The 219-nt window shown below is 54.3% G+C and carries 1 protein-coding gene; it reads left to right on the forward strand.

What is annotated here, in order from left to right:
- Positions 1-219, forward strand: a 219-nt coding sequence (locus HJY11_RS14235; protein ID WP_208076531.1) for a bacterial transcriptional activator domain-containing protein, incomplete at both ends; no start/stop codon positions are given.

A 219-nucleotide genomic window follows, 5' to 3' on the forward strand; every position in this document is an offset into this window, starting at 1 on the left:
GGCAGAAAGATCGACAGCTACAAAGCCGCCATCAACCTGTACCGCGGCGAGCTGCTGCCAAAATTTGCCAGCGAATACTGGGTCGCCTCCCTGTCCACCTACTACCATACCACTTATCTGAGCGCTGTCAAGAAGACTGCAGCCCTGTTAGAAGCGCAGGGGCGCTTCAGCGAAATGGCAAGCTGTGTGAGCAAAGCCCTTCAGATTGATAACCTGGAT

The sequence above is a fragment of the Bittarella massiliensis (ex Durand et al. 2017) genome, assembly GCF_017566145.1.
GTDB lineage: Bacteria > Bacillota > Clostridia > Oscillospirales > Ruminococcaceae > Bittarella > Bittarella massiliensis_A.